This window comes from Cellulomonas biazotea, assembly GCF_004306155.1.
Lineage (GTDB): Bacteria > Actinomycetota > Actinomycetes > Actinomycetales > Cellulomonadaceae > Cellulomonas > Cellulomonas biazotea.
In genome coordinates this window covers 1-3395 of the sequence record NZ_BIMR01000412.1, presented here as the reverse complement: position 1 = coordinate 3395, position 3395 = coordinate 1, and the positions used below count along the sequence as shown (strand labels likewise).

General features: G+C 78.0%; 5 protein-coding genes. 1 reads left to right on the top strand and 4 read right to left on the bottom strand.

Annotation, left to right across the window (positions count from 1 at the left end):
• Positions 1-323: hypothetical protein (locus CBZ_RS19565; protein ID WP_130783112.1), on the top strand; the 323-nt coding region annotated here is incomplete at its 5' end.
• A gap of 200 nt (positions 324-523) precedes the next feature.
• Here the strand turns inward: CBZ_RS19565 and CBZ_RS19560 are convergent.
• The 4 genes from CBZ_RS19560 to CBZ_RS19545 are packed head-to-tail and all read right to left on the bottom strand — an operon-like array spanning position 524 to position 3327.
• Entirely contained in the window at positions 524-1309 is a 786-nt protein-coding gene (locus CBZ_RS19560; protein WP_130783111.1) for an alpha/beta fold hydrolase, read from the bottom strand.
• Positions 1306-2109: an alpha/beta hydrolase gene (locus CBZ_RS19555; RefSeq protein WP_130783110.1), complete on the bottom strand. Its 804-nt coding sequence runs from the start codon at positions 2107-2109 to the stop codon at positions 1306-1308. Before CBZ_RS19555 ends, CBZ_RS19560 begins: the two co-directional genes overlap by 4 nt.
• An 11-nt stretch (positions 2110-2120) precedes the next feature.
• Entirely contained in the window at positions 2121-3011 is an 891-nt protein-coding gene (locus tag CBZ_RS19550; protein ID WP_246013561.1) for an HAD family hydrolase, read from the bottom strand.
• Between the two features lie 10 nt (positions 3012-3021).
• A complete protein-coding gene (locus CBZ_RS19545; RefSeq protein WP_130783109.1) occupies positions 3022-3327 on the bottom strand; it encodes an Rv1322 family protein in 306 nt (101 codons plus the stop codon).
• Positions 3328-3395: the final 68 nt, after the last annotated feature.

Here is a 3395-nt window from a genome sequence, read left to right as displayed (position 1 = left end):
AGCAGGCCCGCGCGCTCATCGCGACGTTCGTCGAGCGGGCCCTCGCCGACGGCCCTGCCCCCGTCGAGCTGCGCGCGCGCAGCTACGACGGCCGCGCCCGGTACCGGACCCCGCTGCGCGGCTGGTACCTGCGCCGCGACGAGTCCGTCGCGGTCGACACCGCCGGGGAGTTCTACGTGCTGAGCACGCCGGCGAGCCTGGCCGCGCGCGTGCGCGGGGTCGTGCCGGCGCCGAGCGACCCGCCGCTCGTGCTGGGTGCGGGCGGCAAGGACGGCGAGTCGCTGGACCTCACGCAGGCACTGGCGCGGGTGCTCGACGCCTGACCGTCGCGTCGGCGACTCGGCGCGCGCGGACCGCGCACCGGCGACCGACCCCGCGGACCGCGTCGGAACCTGGTCGCGTGCACGGCGTCGGAGTCCCGATCGCGCGAGACCGTCAAGTTCGTCGGCCCCCCGTCGACGGCCGCCCCCGAGCACGCCCCGGCGCCGGTCCCTGTGGCCCGCGTCGGGCCCGGGGCGCGCGCTCAGGCCGTGGTGGCGTCCGCGCGCTGCGCGAGGTCGCCCAGGGCCGCGGCGACGGCCGCCGGGTCCTCGAGGGCCGACATGTGGCCCGAGCGGGCCACCACGACGAGCTGCGCGTCCTGCGCGGCGGCGACCATGTGCTTGGCGCCCTCGACGGGTGTGATCGTGTCCTCGTCGCCGACGACGACCTGCACGGGCCCGGCGAAGGCACGCAGGACGTCGGTGCGGTCGGGCCGGGCAGCCATCGCCCGCTGCGACCACGCGACGCCGGCGGGCGGCTGCTCGTCGATCCAGTCGCCGAGCACGTCGACGAGGTGGGCGCGCGCGCCGCGGCTCGACTCCCCCAGCAGCGCGGTGGCCATGGGGCGGACGGGCTCGACGGTCCGGCCGTCCTCGACGGCGGCGGCGACGCGCAGACGGTTCGCGCGGGCCTCGTCGGTGTCGGCGGTGGACTTGGTGTCGACGAGCCCGAGGGCGGCGACCAGCTCGGGGTGCCGCTCGGCGAGGGCGAGCGCGACGTAGCCGCCCATCGACAGCCCGGCGACGACGGCCCGGTCGACCCCGGCGGCGCGCAGGTCGGCTGCGACGAGGTCGGCGGACGCCTCGAGGCCCGGCTCGGGCAGGTCGTCGGCGGAGCCCGGGGTACCGGGCAGGTCGACGGCGTGCACGGCGCGGCCGCCCGGCAGCGCGGCGGCCGCCGCGTCCCACATGCGGTGGTCGAGCGGGAAGCCGTGCAGGAGCACGACGGGCAGCCCGTCGTCGCCGGCGCGGTACGTGTGCAGCGTCATGCGTCCTCCTCGCCGACCGCGGAGGCGGCCGTGGTCTCGGCGGTCGTGCTCGGTCCGTCCCACGTGGTGGGCAGCGCATCGTGGCCGGGCAGGACGCGCGCGACGACCTCGTCGAGCACGCGCCGCACCGCGGACTCTCCCACCCACAGGTGCTTCGCGCCGTCGACGCCGACGACCTCGGCCTGCGGGACGCGCGCGAAGCGGCGGCGCGCCTCGTCGGGACGCAGGTAGTCGTCGTGCTCGGGCACGAGGACGTGCAGCGGCTTGCCGAACGCGGCCCACGCGTCCAGGTCGGCGTCGGTCGCGCGGTGCAGGGGCGGCGACAGCAGGATCGCGCCCTCGATCGACGGGTCGCGCCCGTGCATGAGGGCGAGCTCGGTGCCGAACGACCAGCCGACGAGCCAGCGCCGCGGCAGGTCGTGGAACTCGGCGAACTCGATCGCGGCGTGCACGTCGAACTGCTCGGCGACGCCGCCGTCGAACGCGCCGCCGCTGGTCCCGCGCGGGCTGGACGTGCCGCGCGTGTTGAAGCGCAGGACCGCGAGCCCGGCGAGCGCGGGCAGGCGCCACGCGGCCTTGCGGTAGACGTGCGAGTCCATGTAGCCGCCGTGCGTCGGCAGCGGGTGGAGGGTGACGAGAGTCGCGGCCGGGGTCGCGGGGCCGCCGTCGGGGCCGAGCGGCCGGGCGAGCTCGCCGACGAGCGTGAGGCCGTCGGCGGTGTGCAGCTCGACGTCCTCGCGGTGCGCCGGCAGGACGGTCAGGGAGCGGATCGGGGTCGCGGGCGACGTGTGCGTGCTCATCGGGGTCGAGCCTAGGCCGGGTCGCGCTCCCCCGCGGTCCGGGCCCTGGCGGCGGCCACCGCCGCCACCGCGCGCTCGAGCAGCACCGCCACGCCGTCGTGGGCGTTCGACGGCAGGTGGTGGTCGGCTGCGTCGAGGACGACCGGGTAGGCGTTCGCGACGGCGAACGCGGTGCCGGCCCACGCGAGCATGGGCAGGTCGTTGGGGGCGTCGCCGACGGCCCACACGTCGCGCGCGTCGATGCCCTGGGTCGCGGCCCACCGCGCGAGCCCGGCGGCCTTCGTCACGCCCGCGCCGCTGATCTCGCCGAGGCCGTGCGCCCCGGAGTCGGCGACGACGGCGAGGTCGCCCACGACGTCGACGAGCGCGGCGACGAAGTCGGCCCCGTCGCGCGGGTCTGCGGTCGCACGGACGAGGAGCTTGAGCGTCGGGCCGGACAGGACGTCCTCGATGCGGGCCGCGGTCGGCGACCCGGGCGGGACCGCGTGGTCGCTCGCGAACCGGTGCTCGTGCGCGAAGCCGTCGGCGCCCTCGACCGCGAGGTGCACGCGGTCGGCGCCCCACCGCCCGCGCAGGCGCGCGGCGAGGTCCGCGACGACCTCGGCCGCCATGCCGCGCTGCTCGAGGACCTGCAGCGTCCCGACGTCCACGACGGACGCCCCGTTGGCGCACAGCGCGACGCCGTGGCCGGCGACGTGGGGCTGCAGGTCGGCGAGCCAGCGGTGCGGGCGCGCGGTGACGAAGACGACGGCGACCCCGGCGTCCTCGGCCGCGGCGAGCGCGTCGGACGTGCGGGTCGAGACCGTGCCGTCGGGTCGCAGGAGGGTGCCGTCGAGGTCGGTCGCGACGAGCCGCGGCGGGGTGCTCGGCAGCGGGCGACCGTCGTGGTCGGTCGTGCTCACGCCGGGCACCCTAGCGCCGCGTCGGGCGTCGCCGCCCGCGGGCCTGCCAGCACGACGCGTGCCAGTGCCGCCGGTCGTCGACGGCCTCGCCGAACAGGCCGTCGGAACGCCACGCGACGACGTGCGCGGTGCCCGCCGCGACGACCTGGTCGCACCCTGGGCAGCGGTACTCGCGGTCGGAGCCGCGGACCTGCTGGACGACCCACTCGCCGTCGCCCGCGCTCTCGGCGCGCCGGCCGCCGGTCGCGCGGTCCAGGTCGAGGTCGACGTGCTCGGCGCCGTAGGGGCGCTTCGTCGACCGTCGGCTGCGGGGCATGCGTCCATCCTCCCCCGGGCTCGGCGCCGGGAACGACGGACGGCCCGCCCCGTGGTGGGGGCGGGCCG

What these genes read in the sequence shown, in the direction of transcription:
- CBZ_RS19560 (WP_130783111.1), bottom strand. Translation starts at nt 1,309, where the DNA reads ATGACGCTGCACACGTACCGCGCCGGCGACGACGGGCTGCCCGTCGTG.
- CBZ_RS19555 (WP_130783110.1), bottom strand. Translation starts at nt 2,109, where the DNA reads ATGAGCACGCACACGTCGCCCGCGACCCCGATCCGCTCCCTGACCGTC.
- CBZ_RS19545 (WP_130783109.1), bottom strand. Translation starts at nt 3,327, where the DNA reads ATGCCCCGCAGCCGACGGTCGACGAAGCGCCCCTACGGCGCCGAGCAC.